Annotated in this window: 10 protein-coding genes; 7 read left to right on the forward strand and 3 right to left on the reverse strand. The window is 62.6% G+C overall.

The features are described from left to right. Positions 1 to 30: 30 nt before the first annotated feature. Positions 31 to 1158 (reverse strand): GNAT family N-acetyltransferase, encoded by a 1128-nt coding sequence (locus P0648_RS19045; RefSeq protein ID WP_276275012.1) that lies wholly within the window; start codon positions 1156 to 1158, stop codon positions 31 to 33. A gap of 460 nt (positions 1159 to 1618) precedes the next feature. Here P0648_RS19045 and P0648_RS19050 point away from each other — a divergent pair, with 460 nt between their 5' ends. The 7 genes from P0648_RS19050 (at position 1619) to P0648_RS19080 (ending at position 10823) form a co-directional block, all read left to right on the forward strand. Beyond that, positions 1619 to 1837, forward strand: a complete 219-nt coding sequence (locus tag P0648_RS19050) for a hypothetical protein (RefSeq protein ID WP_276248768.1) — start codon at positions 1619 to 1621, stop codon at positions 1835 to 1837. Then, positions 1830 to 3731: a heparinase II/III family protein gene (locus P0648_RS19055; protein ID WP_277506446.1), complete on the forward strand. Its 1902-nt coding sequence runs from the start codon at positions 1830 to 1832 to the stop codon at positions 3729 to 3731. The genes P0648_RS19050 and P0648_RS19055 overlap by 8 nt, the downstream gene beginning before the upstream one ends. Positions 3732 to 3781: 50 nt before the next feature. Continuing rightward, positions 3782 to 5212: an arylsulfatase gene (locus tag P0648_RS19060; protein ID WP_277506448.1), complete on the forward strand. Its 1431-nt coding sequence runs from the start codon at positions 3782 to 3784 to the stop codon at positions 5210 to 5212. 107 nt (positions 5213 to 5319) lie between these two features. Continuing rightward, positions 5320 to 7158: an ABC transporter substrate-binding protein gene (locus tag P0648_RS19065; protein WP_277506449.1), complete on the forward strand. Its 1839-nt coding sequence runs from the start codon at positions 5320 to 5322 to the stop codon at positions 7156 to 7158. Between the two features lie 63 nt (positions 7159 to 7221). Next, a complete protein-coding gene (locus P0648_RS19070; protein WP_276248772.1) occupies positions 7222 to 9324 on the forward strand; it encodes an ABC transporter permease subunit in 2103 nt (700 codons plus the stop codon). A gap of 85 nt (positions 9325 to 9409) precedes the next feature. Then, on the forward strand, positions 9410 to 9679 hold the full coding sequence (locus P0648_RS19075; protein ID WP_276248773.1) for a hypothetical protein: 270 nt from the start codon (positions 9410 to 9412) through the stop codon (positions 9677 to 9679). Between the two features lie 67 nt (positions 9680 to 9746). Further along, on the forward strand, positions 9747 to 10823 hold the full coding sequence (locus P0648_RS19080) for a Gfo/Idh/MocA family protein (protein ID WP_276248774.1): 1077 nt from the start codon (positions 9747 to 9749) through the stop codon (positions 10821 to 10823). Positions 10824 to 10848: 25 nt separating this feature from the next. On the opposite strand, the gene P0648_RS19085 is transcribed toward P0648_RS19080, so the two are convergent. Both P0648_RS19085 and P0648_RS19090 read right to left on the reverse strand, forming a co-directional pair. Further along, the gene (locus tag P0648_RS19085; protein WP_277506451.1) at positions 10849 to 11907 is read right to left on the reverse strand and encodes a Gfo/Idh/MocA family protein; all 1059 of its coding nucleotides are present in this window, start codon (positions 11905 to 11907) and stop codon (positions 10849 to 10851) included. A 73-nt stretch (positions 11908 to 11980) separates the two neighbouring features. After that, complete coding sequence (locus P0648_RS19090; protein WP_277506452.1) at positions 11981 to 15694, reverse strand: heparinase II/III family protein; 3714 nt, start codon at positions 15692 to 15694, stop codon at positions 11981 to 11983. Between the last annotated feature and the right edge of the window lie 24 nt (positions 15695 to 15718).

The following is a 15718-nucleotide window of genomic DNA, read 5'->3' on the forward strand; positions in this document are numbered from 1 at the left end:
CTCCGCGATAGTAACTAAAACTATCGACGCTCAAACCCGTTCGCTCGGCCAGACGAAATAGGTGAGCGGGCACGCCGCTTCGAGCAGCGGAGACCGCCGCCGCACTGTCGCACCCTGTGACGGTTCGCCGAACAGCACCGTCGTCAGTTTGCGCCGCCCGAGCGTGATGTCGGGGTCGTCAGTCTGCGAGATAGAAAGCGCACCCTCGTACTGCAACTCGACGCCCTCTTCGCCCTCGATGGCGAGGCTCACGGTCTCCGGTTCGACGTCGTGACGGGAGAGGCGAGCTGTCATCTGTGGCTGAAATGCCGCGAGCACCGCCCCGAGGTCACGGACGTTCACCTTTCGGAGCGGGGCAGTGGTCCACACCGAAGACACCTCGTGGAACAGTGGATTCAACCGGTGGGTCGGCGGCGTTCGAACGGTCAGCGAGTCGATGTCGAATTGCGCGAACACGGTCTGTAAGAGGGCGCGGACTCCCGCTTCGGTTCCGCCGAACTCCACGACGTTTGCCTCGCGACGCTCGCGGTCCACGCAGAGGTAGGATGGGTCGTCAGCATCGACCACAAGTGTCTCGACGCCGCGTTTGCCGAACAACCGCTCGCTCGTTCGTCGGGTTCGCTTCACGCGGAGCGGTTCTGCCTCGTGGACCCCACGAAGGGTTTCGAGGTCGGTGCCCGCGGTGTAGGCACGACCCTCGGCGGCGGTCTCAGCGGCGGTTTCAGCGGCGGACAGCGACCGTTCGGTGATGCGATACCGGAGTTCTCGCCCGCCGTCTTCCCAGCCGAACCGACCGTACCGTTGGCGGTCGCCTCCGAGTTCGAAGAGCGCCGCGTCGGCGCGGTCCAGCCAGAACTCCATGAGGTCGCTCATGTAGCCCTTGCCGCGACAGTCCGGCTCCGTAGAGACCCCGCCGATGCCGCGACAGGCGAGATCGCCGTCGCCGACGACCAGCGTTTCCGGGACGGCCGCCGCGTGCGCGACGACTGCACCCTCCTCACAGATGACGGCGTGGTGTTCTGGAAACTGCTCGTCGTAACACGTCGGGATGCGGGCGGCCATTCCCCCGCGCTCCTTGTGAAACGCCCGGTCTACGAGGTCGTGGATACCGGGGAAGTCGTCCGCCGTCGCGAGTCGCGGCCCCTCAACTGTCACCATGGCCGTGGTGGGGCGGGCTATCGCCATAAGTGTTGGTTCGACTGACGGTCGGCGCGTTTCGTCACGCCGAATCACAGGCCCGTGTCGGTCGGTTCTCGGCCACACCCTATTCGACCCCCGGCTGCCGCGTTCACACCGAGCGTCGTAGCGACGTGCTGCGAGGGACGACTGCCTACCAGGCAAAATCGTTTGATAATACAAAACACTACCCGCTGTGGCTGTGCGGTCGTCCGTTACAGACATAGGGCTGTAATCGTACATGAATCTGCATGGGTGGTTGTCTGACGCGCCGACCCAGAGAGACGCTGAGACGCTTGTCTGTGGCATCCTCATCGAGAATTTTGTGATACAAAACAGTTGGTCAGAATTCACGTCTCGACCACTTCCGCCGGGCGAATCGCCCGATGGCCGACGGTCGCTGGGCAAAGAACTTTGTCACTCGTTCGCAAACGTTCGGAACATGGACGTCACCCGAAGTGACTTCGTTCGGTACATGTACACCCTCGGTGCGGTCATCTCCGGGGTGTACGTAGAGAAACTGTTCACCGACCTGTCGCCCGCGCTCATCGTCGCTCCCGCCGCCGTCGTCTCCGTGTTCTGGGTCTTCTACTACAACTACAGCATCGCCCCGCGAATCGAGCGCATCACAGACCCGGACGCATCGTCGCACTATGACTGACCACGCGTATCCACCCCGCGACTGGAACGCAGCCGTCATTCGCCGAGCGTTCGAGTCGGCCGATCGCGTATTCTCCGTTCCTCAGTACGAAGCGGCTAGCGTCTGGGAGTCGCTTCGTACCGGCCAGCACACCCGGTCGCTCGCGGACTCCCACATCGATGCGGCGGCGGACTTCGTGGGTGAACCCGTTCCCGCGTATCCGGCCAGTCAGTACCTCGCCTATCACGAGGACGAGCAAGTCTCACAGAAGGCGGTGATGCGACCGATGCTCGACCGCATGCAAGCCCTCTCGACGCTGGTGCTCGCGGCGTGTTTAGAACGGGACGGCCGATTTACCGCGACGATTCTCGACTATGCGTGGGCGCTCTGCGAACAGACGACCTGGCTCCACCCCGCGAATCTCGCTGAAGGCGAGCGCTGTGACGGTCTCCCGGTCGATGCCCCGCCTGCCTCGCGAAACGTCGCCCTGCGACCGGCCGAAATCGCGAAACTTCTTGGCGAGGTCGATTACGTCCTGGGTGACAAGCTCCACCCCGCGCTCCGGTCTCGAATCCGCACCGAAGTAGACCGGCGTGTGTTCCAGCCCTTCGAACGGCGCGAAATGTGGTGGATGCGTCCCCCGGCGAACAACTGGAACGCCGTCTGCAACGCCGGCGTCGGGATGGCCGCGATGTACCTCGAAAGTGACCTCGACCGCCGTGCCAGCCTCGTCTCGCGTGCGGTGGCGAATCTGGACCACTACATCCAGTCGTTCGACGCAGATGGCTGTACGCCCGAAGGAATCGGCTACTGGAATTACGGCTTCGAGAACTACGTCCAACTCGCGGCGACGCTGGAGACCCGGACGGCCGGGGAACTGTCGCTGCTCACACCGCCGGTGGTGCGCGAAATCGCGCAGTATCCCGTTCGCATCGCGCTGCGCCCGGGCCGCTACCCGGCGTTCTCGGACGCGGACGAAACTCACGCCGTCGAACCGTATCTCGCATGTTGGCTTGGCGACCGATTCGACCTCCCACGCCTCGCGGCGCTGGGCTGGCGGGCGTTTCAGGCTGCGGACCGCACACCGCCGCTCGCAGAGACGATTCGTCCGTTCTCGAAATCCATTAGAACGCTCTGTTGGTGTCCCGACAGTGAACCGGAGGTTCCGCCGTCGAACCACCCGACCAGCAGATTGCTGTCCGGGCACGGGTGGTGGTTCGCCCGGTGTGACCCGGCCGACGAGTCCGCGCTCGTCGTCGCCGCGAAGGGCGGACACAACGGCGAATCGCACAACCACAACGACTGCGGGTCGTTCGTGTACCACGTTGGAGGCGAGTCGCTGCTCACGGACCTCGGCGCGCACACTTACGACAACTACTACTTCACCGACCGGCGATACGAGTACCTCGCCGCTCGGTCACTCGGGCACTCGGTTCCGTACGTAAACGGCCACGAGCAGATGGTCGGGGAGGAACACGCCGCGACCGTCGAGCGATGTGCGACGACCGACAGCGAGTCGGTGTTCGAACTCGACCTTACTGCCTGTTACCCGCGTGCGGCCGGCCTCGCGGCGCTCCGCCGTCGCTTTTCGCTTTCCCGCACGGAGCCGGGTCTGTTGACCCTCGAAGACACGGCGAGATTCGACGAATCGGACGCAACCCTGACGTCGGTGCTCGTCTCCTACTTCCCCATCGAACCATTCGACGGCGGTGTTCGCATCGTCGGCGAAACCAGGTCGGCGACCGTGACGAGTGCTAACGCGGTCGAGCGGTCGGTCGAGCGACTGGAGGGAAACATCGACAAGACGGAGCGTCGATTCCCACCCGCGGACTTCCCGGACGTGTGGCGTGCTCGATTCACCACGTCAGCAACCGATGGCCAAGCGCGCGTTCGACTGGCCATCGAGCACCAGTAACCCTCGGCTTCCGGTAAAGAATTATTACGCCCACCTGTGAGCAGTGAGGTATGCCTGACCGTCCGAACATCCTGTTGCTGATGACCGACCAGCAGCGAGGCGACACCATCGGTGCGGACCCCGCAACACCCCACGACGGGGCCGGGGAACCGATCGTTCACACCCCGAACCTGAACCACCTCGCGGCGACGGGGACGTTGTTCAGTCGCGCGTACACCCCCGCACCGTCGTCGATTCCAGCACGGCGATGTCTCTGGACCGGCCAGACGCCCGCGACGAACGGGTGTCCGAACTGGACGACAGAACCGTGGTCGTTCGCGAACACGCTGCCGGAATTACTCACCGCCGCTGGCTACCAGACGCGACTGACCGGCAAGACCCACTCGCTGCCACAGCGCAACCACTTCGGCTTCGAACATATCGTCCTCCACGCGGGATTGGCGGGCGAGGCGGACGATTACTCGGCGTGGCTCGACCGGCAAACCGGCGGTAATTCGAGTGAAACCGCCCACGGAATCGGCCGTAACTCGTGGGACCCCCGCCCGTGGCACCTCGACGAATCGCTCCATCCGACGACGTGGACGACGAACCGCGCGCTCGAATTTTTCGAGAAACGCGACCCGACGCGCCCGTTCTTCCACACCGTTTCGTACGTTCGACCCCACCAGCCGTTCGACGCGCCCCAGCCCTACTGGGACATGTACGCAGACCGGAACCTGCCCGGCCCCTACCGGGGCGACTGGGCGGAGCGCGTCTACGGGGAGTACGTTCCCGACCATCCCAAACCGAGCGCGTGGTGTGCCGACCTGCCCGCGACGGTCGAACAGCGCGCCCGGGCTGGCTACTACGGCTCGATTACGCACGTCGACCACCAGATAAACCGACTCCTCAGGGACCTCGAAGTGCGTGGCGAACTCCAGAATACCGTCGTCGTCTTCTTCTCAGACCACGGTGACATGCTCGGCGACCACCTCCTCTGGCGAAAGACCTACGCATACGAGGGCTCCGCTCGGGTCCCGCTCATCCTTCGATTTCCCGAGTCGATGGCAACCTCCCAGCGGCGATTCGTCGAGGAACCCGTCGGCCTTGAAGACGTCATGCCGACGCTGCTGTCCGCCGCCGGTGCCGATATCCCGCCGTCCGTGGAGGGTCGCGACCTTGGAGCACTTTCGACCGACCCCGATGCCCCGTGGCGCGAGTTCTACCACGGCGAACACGGGCCTATCTACCACGACGACAACGCGATGCACTACCTCGTCGATGCGACCACGAAGTACGTCTGGAACCCCGTCACCGGTGAGGAGCTGCTGTTCGACTTGGCCGAAGACCCCGGTGAAGAGATAGATCTCTCAACGCAACCGGAGAACGCGGAGACCCTCGAACGCTGGCGCAGTCGGCTGGTCACACGGCTCGAAGACCGCCCGGAGGGATTTAGCGACGGAACGTCGCTCGAACAGGTCAGCGATCCGGCATCCCTGTAGCCAGGTGACTGTCCGCACCTCCAACAGGTTCATTTTACTCATATATTTACTTCTTGAATTATTTCACTTTGGGAAATGGTTAATATGTTGGTCAATAACTATCATGCATGGCGCACGAGCGAACTCTCCGTACGAGCGACGATGCTATCTCCCGCCGCCGACTGCTCAGGCTGACGGCAGCCACCGGCCTTGCCGGGGCAGTCGCGGGGTGTACCAGCACGGATGACTCCGGAAACACCACTGGCACTGGCACTGGTGATGGTGGTGACAGTGTCATGGACAACAAACTCACCATGGCGTCGAATCCGAACATGCCTTTCGAGAAGAATTCGTGGGGGATGAACGGCTACAATCCGCAGCGAAAGGGTGGGGAGATTTCGGCCATCGCCATCGACCGGTACATGCAGTTTAACCCCCAAACTGGCGAGTTCCTCCCGCGTATCGCAGAGGAGTTCTCCGTCGCTGACGGTATCTTGACGGTCACGATGTCGGATTCCTACGGGTGGGCGAGCGGTGACCCGATTACGGCACACGACTTCGCCACCCACTACAAGATTCTCAAAGGCATGGAGTATGGTGTCGGCGAACTGTTCGACTCCATCGAGGCGACTGACGACCGGACCGTCGAAATCTCACTCACTGCCCCCGATACGAGCAGGAACATCCTCGGCATGGAGTTCCTGATTTCGGCCGCGAGCACGCCCGAGTCGCTCTACGGCGACTACGCGAAACGCTTCGACGAAGCGAGTTCCGAAGACGAGACGAAGGCCATCCAGAAGGAACTCCAGGAACTCACCATCAATCCGTGGGACAGTTCGATGGAGGACCTCCACGCGAAGACGAGTGGGCCGTTCAAGATGTCGGAGTTCAACAACCAGTTCGTCCTCATGGAGCCGAACGAACACTACCCGAACGCGGACAACCTGAACTACTCACTCGAGTACCAGATCGTCCGTGACGCGAACGCCCTCATGTCGCTGCTCAAGGCAGACAAACTCGACGCCGAGGTGTGGGCGATGTCCAACGAGTTCTTAGAGGGACTGCCGGACCACCACGACGCCTGGATTACGCCGAAGTTCGGCGGCAACGCCATCATGTTCATGATGAACGACGACGTCTACGGCAACCGCGACGTCCGGATGGCGCTCAACTACATCCTGGACCAACAGCAGATGGCGAAGGCGTCTAACTTCGTTGCAACGCCCGTCACTCATTTCACTGGAATGCCAGATTCAGTCACGGAAAGCTATATTCCTGCTGACACGCTCGACAAATTCTCCACCTACGAACCAGACACAGAGAAGGCGACTCAACACTTAGAGAATGCTGGCTTTTCTGTCGAAGACGACTCCGTGTACATGCCAAACGGCGACGAGTGGAACCTCGTCTTGCCAGTCGACTCGAACTCACAGGACCGCATCAAAGAATCGACCATCGCGGTCCAGCAACTGAACGACTTCGGCATCAACGCGGAGATGAAAGTCTCTGATGCCTCCACCTACTGGAAGCGCTACCGCGAGGGCGACTGGACCATCGCGAGCTGGGCGTTCGGTGAGCGGTGGAATCCGCTTCCGTACTACGACTACAAGTTCCTCTACAGCGGCGAGACGAGCGGCCCGGCCTGGAACCGCCTCTCTGAGGTTGAAGTGCAAGCGCCGTACCCGATTGGCGACCCGAACGGCGACCTCCAGACCGTCGATTATCGTGAGAAGATTTCCGCCCTGCAGAAGGCGAGCGGCGACAAAGAGGCCGAACTCATCACGGAACTGGGCTGGGTGTTCAACCAGAATATGTTCGTCATCCCCGTCTCCCACGAGACGCGCCAGCAGGTCGTCACCAGCGACGCCTGGAACTACCCGAACAAGGACGAATACAATGGCACGCGCTACGGCGTGATGACTCGCGAGATGATTCGCGAAGGGAAGTTACAGGCGAAGTCGAAGTAACCCAGCTACCCCGCACGTATTTATCGGTTCCCGAACGATTCAACCTAACCCAACGATACCCACATGCCTTCGAATAGATATCTACTCAGTCGGACGGTCCAAGCCATCGTGACGCTGTTCAGCGTCATCTCCTTCACCTTCGTGATGGTTCGGTGGATGCCCGGGGGACCAGAGGACTACTTCATGGCGAAGATGATGAACCAGGACATCGACCCCCAGCAACTCAACGTGATGATGGAGTCCTACACGAATCTGCGGCCCGACCAGCCACTCCACGTCCAGTACATCTCGTACATGTCCTCGATGCTTCAGGGTGACCTCGGCATCTCCATCTGGTATCAGGAACCAGTACTCGATATCATCATCCAGGCGTTGCCATGGACCATCTACCTCTCTGCAGTGTCGATGGTCATCATCTTCTCCATCGGCATCGCCTACGGCGCGGCGATGGCGTACAAGGAAGGCGGGCGCTTCGACGTGGCCTCCTCCATCTCCTGGATTCTCATCGAATCGGTTCCCTACTACGTCTTTGCGGTGGTGATGCTCTGGATTTTCTCGTACTCGACCGACTGGTTCCCCATCGGCGGCCGGGTCGGCGCGCACGCGGAACCGGGATTCACCCTCCCGTTCATCCTGACCATCATCGAGCACAGCGCGCTGCCGATTCTCTCGCTGGTCATCACCGGTATCGGCGGCATCGCCCTCGGAATGCGCGGGAACAGCATCAGCGTCCTCGGGGAGGATTACCTCCGCGTCGCCCGCCTGCGCGGGTTGCCAGACGGCATCATCTCGACGCGATACGTCGGCCGCAACGCCATCCTCCCGATGTACACGAGCATGATGATTTCCATCGGGTCGCTGTTCGGTGGGTCGATTATCCTGGAGACGCTGTTTAACTACCCCGGCATCGGCTACTACATGTTCGAGGCGGTGAGCGCTCGCGACTATCCCCTCATGATGGGGTCGTTCCTGTTCATCACGATCGGCGTCATCGTCGGTGTCTACATCGCGGACCTCACGTACGGGTTCGTCGACCCACGGGCGGGCAGCAGCTCCACCCGCGAGTCCTACGGCGGCGGCATCTCGCTCGAATCACTCGTTCGATTCGTCCGCGGGATTCGCGACGGTCTCGTGTCGGCGGTCTCCACCAGCGCGGACGAACCTGACTCGCGCAAGGCGTCGAATGGCGGCATCGAAACGCCGGACGCCGGGTCGCCGTTCACCGCAGTTTCGGGAACGTCGCTTTCCCGCCGGGAGCAGTACTGGCGGGCGTTCGACGAGAAAGTGCTCACCACCTTCCGCGTCATCAGCAAGGACTGGCGGGCGCTCGTCGGGCTCAGCATCATCACGGTGTTCGTGTTGATGGGCACCGTCGGCGTCCTCGTCGTCGCCCCGCCAGAAGCGGGCAAGGGGCCGGTGTTGCTCCAGCCGTTCCAGACCATGGAGTATCCGCTTGGCACCTCTGACCTCGGCGAGAGCCTGTTCGCCCAGACGGTTCACGCGACGCCCGCGATGCTCAAGATGGTCGTCGGTGGAGCCGTGTTCGCCACCGGAATGTCCCTCATTTGGGGCGTGTTCGCTGGCTACGCCGGTGGGTCCATCGACCGGGCGATGATGACGATTGCAGACATCCTGATGACGATTCCCGGCCTGCCGCTCATCATCGTCATCTCGACGCTGCTCCAGCCGCGCGATCCGTTCGTCGTCGGTATCATCCTCACCATCAACGGCTGGGCTGGCTTCGCCCGGGCGCTTCGCTCGCAGGTGTTGACGCTTCGCAACAAGTCCTACGTCGAAGCCTCTCGGACGATGCAACTGTCCACGCCGCGCATCCTGTTCATCGACATCATCCCGAACCTGATGCCGCTCGTGATGGTGAACTTCGTGGGCCGTGCTCGCAGCGTCATCATCTCCTCGGTGGCACTCTACTTCCTCGGCATTCTGCCCTACTCGACGGCGAATTGGGGCGTGATGCTTCAGAGCGCCTACTCGTCTGCGACGTGGTACAACATGAACGCCGTCCACTGGATTCTGGTCCCAATCCTGACCATCGTGGTGTTCTCGCTCGGGCTCATCCTGTTCGGTCAAGGCATGGACCGCATCTTCAACCCGCGCATCAGGGCGCGGCACATGAAGACGACCCCAGACACGGTCGCAGAGCACTGACCGGCCCGGTCGCGCTTCCTTTTTTTGGCTGTGTGGTGGTCCACGGTAACACAGTACTTATGCTCTCCCGGCTGGATATGCAAGTATGTCGAACTCTACGCAGACGGCCACGAACGCACCACGTTCGAGCGGCCTGCTCGCCACACTGGCCGAGCACAAACTGCTCTCGGCGTTCCTCGTCTTCGAACTCGTGTTGCTGGTGACTGGCTTCGTCATCGGCACGATTGCCGGCCCCGCTCCCCCCGGCGAGACCGGGCTCAGACACGTCGCCGGCCTCATCGGTGCGCTCGCCGTCATCATCGGTAGCCTCGCGCTCTCGCTCGTGGGAACCTACACGTTGATTCGCCGGCTCTAATCGACTGCCTTCCCGGCTAGTGCCTTCAGGGGGTTATTTCACGCTGGACGACGACCAGTCGATAACGATGCCTTCCACCAGAGTCGGAATTATCGGGACCGGCCCCGCTCCGGACGAGACGCGAGACGACAAGGGCTATTCGATGGGCTACCGCCACGCTCACGCCTACCGAGCCGTCGAAGGTTGTCACGTCGTCGGATGTGCCGACATCGACGCCGAGAACGCGGCTGCCTTCGCTGACGAATTCGACCTCCCCGAATCGGCCGTGTTCACCGACCACGCGGAACTGCTCGCGTCGATGGACGTAGACCTCGTGAGCATCTGCACGCCGCCCCAGACCCACGAACCGCTCGTCGAAGACTGCCTTGCGAGCGATGCTGTCGGCGCGATTCACTGCGAGAAACCCATCGCCCCGACGTGGGGTGCCTGCAAGCGCATCGTCGAGGCCTGTCGGCAGGCGGACGTCGCGCTCACGTTCAACTTCCAGAATCGCGGCCGTCCGGCGGTCAAAGCCGTCAAAAACCTCCTCGACAGCGGCGACCTCGGCCGCCTCGAACGCGTCGAAGTCTCGCGTGCGGACTTGATGCAAACCGGCATCCACAACATCGACCTCGCGAACTACTTCGCGGGCGACACGCCCGTCTCGTGGGTGCTCGGACAGGTCGATTACCGCACCGAAAACGTGTGGTACACCGACATGCACAGCGAAGACCAGGGCCTCGCCCTCTGGATGTACGACTCGGGCGTGTCGGGTCTCGCGGCGACCGGCGAGCACGCGAGCGAGGTGCTCGGCCCGCAACTGCGCCTGCTCACGAGCGAGGCGCGCGTCGAAATTCGCTTCTGGGAGGACCCGACGGTGCGCGTCCTCCACTGTGACAACGGCGGCTGGAAGGCCCTCGACGTCCCGCCAATGAACGGCCAGCAAGTCGCCCTGCGGGACGTGGTCGAATCGTATCGCTCGGGGACGCCGTCGTCCCTTCGCGCCGAAAATGGGATGCGAGCGACGGAACTCGTCTTCGCCGTCTGGGAGTCTGCGAAGCGACGGGGTCGCATCGACCTTCCGCTCGAAACCGAGGGCAATGCACTCGCCGAACTCGTCGAATCGGGCGAGCGCCAACTTCAGTCACCGTCGCACTCTCGCTGACCGTCGATTCACCTCAGCTCGCAACTCACTCCTTGGGAGCAGGCGTGAAAGTCCCGTCTTCGACCATCGATTCGAGCGGGTTGTCGTCGATGTCGATCGGGAATTCGACGCGCCCGTGCTGTCTGACCGACTCCCAGCAGCCGAAGATAATCTCGTTCGCGTTCAGCACGTTCGCCGCGGAGACGAGGGGTTCTGTGCCGTCCTGCAGGCTGGTGACCACGTCTTCGATTGCGCCGAGAATCATTTGGCGCTCGTCGCACTCGTACTCCTCGAACGCTTCCTCGCCGGTTCGGCGGACGCGCATGGTCGCCTCGCCGTCGTCCGGCCACAGTTCGACCGTTCCGCCGGTACAGCACACGCGGACGAGGCAGTCGACGAGGTCCGCGTCGCTTCCACTCGCGAGCAGTGCGTTGACGCCGTTTTCGTACGCCCAACTCGCGAGCGCGCGGTTCTCGTTGTGCGTCCCGTAGCGGACGTTCTCCTCCGTGTAGTCGATTTGGCAAAGCGCCCACTCGGCGGGGCGTTCGCCGTTGAAGTAGTTACAGAGGTCGATGAGGTGGCTGCCGAAGTCGAAGAGGTTGAGGCCGCCGATTTCGAACCGTTCGATGTCCCCGAGTTCGCCGTCGTCGAGCAGTCGTTTCGTCGTCTCCGTCTCTTCTGCGTATCGGCGCTGGTGGTTGAACGAGAGCTGTACGTCGTGTTCGTCGCACACGGCGGCCATCTCTTCGCAGTCCTTCCAGACACTCGCCATCGGTTTTTCGCAGTGGATGGCGCGGACGTGGCCGCTCGCCGCGACGTCGGTGACGATGGGCGCGTGGGTCGGCACCGGCGTACAGACGCTTACGACGTCCGGCTGTACCTCGCGGAGCATCTCGCCGTAGTCCTCGTAAACGGCGTCGAAGCCGAACTCCTCGGCGAAAGCTTCGGCGTGGTCGCGGACGAGGTCGGCGCAGGCGACGAGTGTACACTGGTCGAGGTGGTCGTAGGCGCGGGCGTGGCGGTAGGCCATCGCCGCACTGGTTCCCCACTGCGGATTCTCTGGATTCGGTCCGGTACCGATGAAGGCGACAGTAACAGCTGTCATATGTTGTCATACTCACAACTGGTACTTGTATGCTTGCGTCGCGGTCGTTCGGAAGGTGGGGACGCCTCCGCCCTCAGTCCCGACTCCAGACAGCAGTGAGTGGGATGAGCACGTCGTCGCCCGCTTCGACGATGTACTCGTAGCCGCCGGCTTCGAGCTGGTCCGGGTCTTCGAACTGCCGGACGAATGTCTGGTCGCCCACGTCGAGGGTGACGAGATTCTCCGCTCGCTCGCTCACGCCTTTGATTTCGTACGCCCCGTTTCCGAGGCCGCGCTTGCCGCGCCCCCAGATGGGCGTCTCGGGGTCGTCGTCGCCTCGCCACCCGCCGCTGCCGTCGTTATCGACGAACGCCCACCCCGAGATGTCGTCGATTCTGTTCTGGTAGCGGTCGGCCACACGGACGACGAGTTCGTTGTCGAATTTCATTCCCTTCGTGAACTCCTCGACGAACCCGCGGACGCGGCCCGTGGGCTGGTTGATGAGTGGCTTCTCCCCGAGCGGTTCGAGGTGGGTGCCGTCGTTGACGTAGGCGTACTCGGACTCGCTGTTTTCCGTCGAGTACAGGCCGAAGAACCCGCGGAAGTCGAACGTCTCGTCCACCGTGTGAGTCGTCTGCGGAGCCGTCGTGAAGACGACGTAGTCGGTTCGCCCCGTCGTCAGTGTGACTTTGAGCGCTCGCGCCGTCCCGTTCGTCTCGTCTTCGGGGACGGCGGGGACTTCCTCGACCGACTGGACGAATCGCTCGCCTTCGTAGGGTTCGATGAGTGACGCGAACGTGCTTTTGAGCGCGGTTCCAGACCGCCTGAGCAGGGCGTAGCGAAGGTGGTCAGGGTTCCCTTCGCGCTGTGGCGGGTGGCCGTCCGCGAGCGCCACCTCGTCGAACGGGCCGAATGAGGTCAGGCGAAGGCGAATATCCGCGTCGGTTGCTCGGACGCCCCAGTAGTCTTCGATGTCCCAGTCTACGCTCACCTTCGCGGCTGGATTGTCGTCGCGAGCGACGTTGTCGAGGTAGTTGAAGCCGCTTCCAACCGTCTCGTTGTAGGTGGGGTCTGCGAATGGAACGGTTTCGCCCGCGTAGGATCCGCCTGCTTGCTGGGTGAGGCTGAGACCCGTCGTCTCCACGTCGCCGACCCAGCCGTGGAAGCTGAACACGTGGTCGTCGCCGCCGACGATGCGGAAGAAATCGACCGCGTATGACCGCTGGTCGTCCACGTTCACGAGCGCCGTCGTTCGGCGGTATTTGTCGGTCTGCGGGTACACTTCGGGCGCTTCGACGTCGACGAGTTGGACGCGTTCGTCGCCCCCGTCGAAGTGTCGGGGCAGGCCGGACCAGGCAGAGTGCTGCGTTTCTTCGTCTACAGTGACGGTGTTGTGGCTCACCGTGTTCGCCGTCCAGTTGAGTCGTTTCGGCCAGTGGCCCGTCTCCTCCGGGTAGCCGAGGTCGGGGGAAACTTCGAGTTGGTGGGCCGCGACGCCGAGGTTCAGCGTGTCGCGGTGAGAGTGGAACGTGCCACCCGCGACGAGGCTGTTTCGGCCGTAGTAGAGCCAGACGGCGCGTTTCGCGTTGCCCTTCTCCTCGACTTCGGCGAGCGCCTCCTGTGCCGCAGGGTCGAGCAGGCGCAGTTTGCCGACCGCGAACTTGTAGTTCGAGGAGTCGGGATGCTTGCCGACGTTTCGGAAGGTGATGGTGTGGGTTCCTGTGGAGAGGTTCACGTCGGCTGCGAACCGGTCGAACTCGCCGTGCATCCCCGATTGCGGGGAGTAGAAGTCGTGGCGGCCCACGACTTCCCCATCGACGAGCACGTCGTAGATGCCGTAACTCGTCGCCTCGAAATAGGTGAATTCGAGGGCGTAGCTGTCTGCGTCAGCCACCTCCACCTCGAAGGTGATGTGCTCGCCTGCGTCGTAGGCTTCCAGTTGAATCACGCCGCTGCCTTCGAAACGTTTCGTCCCGACTGAACTCTCGACGATGGGCACCGAGAGGAAGTCGTACTGCACCGCGCCGATATCCCGCATGAGGTAGTTTTTCCCGTCGCGCAGTGCGGCAAAGCCGTATCCCGCGAGGTTCACGCTCGGGAGGTCGAGTGGCCCATCGGCGTCGATGATTTCCTGCACCTGGTCACCGACAGTTTCCGGTTCCGACTCGAAGATGCCGCCGCGGATGCCGGTCGTCGTATCTCCATTCAGGTAGTACCAGAGTTGGGCGTAGATGTCGTCTCCGGTCAGGTCGAAGCCGTTCGTGATGCTCGCCTTGTTCAGATAGTTGCCCGACTCCTGGACGTGGGTATCGCCGAGTTCCGGCGTGTGCTGGTCGAGCAGGATGAGGTGGGCGTTCTGGAGCAGCGTCTGTCTGAACTTCGGGTGCTGGTAGAGGTCGGACCCCGAGAAGGCATCGTAGCCCTTGAGCACGTCTGCGACCTGCCGGATGGAACTCTGTCGGATACTGTTGTAGAGCGGAGCCGTCTCGTTGAAGTATCCGTCTCTGTCCACCGAATCGACGAGCGGCGCGAGAATGTTGCCGCCCGTCGTAATCCAGTTTTCCGGTTCCTCGTTCCACACGTCGCCGACGAACTTCTCCTCGCCGGGGCGATAGATGTAGTCGAGGGCGTCTCTCGTGTAGCCGTCTGGCTCGTCGAGGACGCGGGCGGAGATGGCAACCGTGCTGAGTTGACCCCGGGTGAGGACGAGTTGTGAGTTCTTCGCCGCCGGGAGCATCTGCCTGACGAAGCCGTCCTCGATATTCGAACGAATCTTCTCGACCGAATCTTTCGCGGAGAGTCCGGGATACTGCTCGACTTTCGACTGGAGGAAGGTGACGAGTTCAGCATCTCCCTCCTGTCCGGGGAAGAAGGCGTCGTACGCCCGCAGGATGTCCCGAACCAGATTCGGTTCCCACCCACCGCCGATGACCTTCCCGGTCTGTCGGCCGCCGTGGTTGTTCCAGTAGTCTGGTTGCTGGTAGTCCGCGATGGTCATTTCGGGGTACACGTCGGCGATGCGGTCGAGCAGGACTGTCCCGGCCCGCGCGTAGCGCTGCTCGCCGGTGAACAGGTAGGCCCGGGAAAGTGCGCGGACGATGCGCAATATCCCCCCGGGCCGCCAGACGTGCCAGTGATTGTAATAGGCGACGAGGTTCAGTCGCGTCCCTGGGCCCATGATGTCGCCGGCTTCGTCAATCCAGCCGTACCCATCGTCGACGCCCCAGCCCTCGCCCATCTCGGGGTGTTCTTCGTTCACGAGCAACGAGTCGTCGGCGAGCGTCGGGTCGAACATCCCACGGTCGTCGAGGCCGCTCTCGCGGTAGGCGGCGAAGTCGTTGGTCGGCAGGGTGTAGCCGTCTGCGGAAATCATCTTCCACGCTCGGGTCGTCCCCGGGTCGGAGATGCCCCCAAGGGCGCTTCGCTCCCCGCGCGTCCCGCCCGAGCGCGGAATCTTCTGGGAAGTGACGAGGCTCCAGAGGTCGTCCAAACTGTATCGGTCCAAATAATCGTCTGCGAGCGCCACGGCGCTGTCTCGCTCCGCGCGCGCCCACTCGTAACGGTCGATGTTGCGGCGGGCGTTCTCGCGCATCGCCGCGGTCCAGATGGTGGTTCGCGTCTTCGCGTTCAGCGTGTCCGCGGGTTCCGCCGCACCCACGGACGAAGCAGCTGGCACGAGCGCGCCGAGCGAAAGCACCCCTGTCGCCGCGAGAAACGAGCGTCGATGAATAGACGACGGCGGCCTGGTGTCGGTCGTCGGTTCGGCGGGCTGGTCAGTGTCGAAATCACCATTGCTATTGCGTGACATTCACAAACAATGAACTGCCCCGAT

This window comes from Haladaptatus sp. DYSN1 (genome assembly GCF_029489995.1).
Classification (GTDB): Archaea; Halobacteriota; Halobacteria; order Halobacteriales; family Halococcaceae; genus QDMS2.